The sequence below is a fragment of the Kitasatospora sp. MY 5-36 genome (assembly GCF_001182915.1).
In the GTDB taxonomy this organism is placed as follows: Bacteria; Actinomycetota; Actinomycetes; order Streptomycetales; family Streptomycetaceae; genus Kitasatospora.
In genome coordinates, this window is the sequence record NZ_LFVW01001329.1 from 1 (window position 1) to 882 (window position 882).

Annotated in this window: 1 pseudogene; it reads right to left on the bottom strand. The window is 78.0% G+C overall.

Features of this window, described 5'->3' with window-relative positions:
- Positions 1–882, bottom strand: a pseudogene (locus AE652_RS42265) (LuxR family transcriptional regulator); the annotation flags it as partial.

Sequence of the window (882 nt, forward strand, 5' to 3'; positions counted from 1 at the left end):
CGCTCCCCGTACGGCTCCGCCTCCGCGAACCGGGCGTACGCCACCGCGAGCTGCCCGCGCGCCGCCGCCAGCCGGCCCAGCAGCAGCGCCTGCTCGATGCCGGCCATCGCGAGGTCCGGGAACTCGGCGCCCAGCGCCGCCAGCCGCTCCTCCAGCCCCTCCCACCGCCCGGCCAGCCCGTCCAGCCGCGCCAGCGCGATCCGGCTGTAGCACTCCAGGTACGGGATCGCCGCCTGCCGGGCCAGCCGCCGGCTCTCCTCCAACAGCCGCGCGGCCCGCCGGTCATGGCCCAGCTCGACGGCGATCTCGCCCACGTTGTACAGCGCCCGGGTGGTCTGCCGGACGATCTCCGGCCGCTCCGAGCTGCGCGGCAGCGCCTCCAGCCGCTCCCACACCGACGGGTCGCCCTCGCGGGCCAGGAAGGTCAGCCGGGTGGCCCGTACGGCCGCCGCCACCTCCTCGTCCGGGCTCGCCGCCAGGACCCGCTCGGCCCGCTCCAGCCACTGCCAGGCGCGCTCGCCGGCGCCGTCGCGCTCGTTCATGGCCAGCGCCACCATCGCCCGGGCCGCCCGGTCCGGGCGCTGCTCCAGCTCCTCCAGGGACTCCTCGATCCGGTCGAAACCGGCCCGGTCCCCGCCGTGCACGGCCATCAGGAAGCCCAGCGACAGCCGGATCTCGCCCCGGTCGGGCACAGGCAGCCGCGGATCGGCGATGATCGCGGTCAGCGTCGCGGCGCTCGCCAGCGAGTCCACCCCGTCGGCGGCGATCCGCGCCAGCGCCAGCGCCGCCCGCCCGCGCCGGCGCGGGTCCAGGTCCGGCTCGTCCAGCAGCCGGCGCAGCAGAGGCCCGGCACTGCCGCTGTCCCCGAGCGCCACCGCCTGG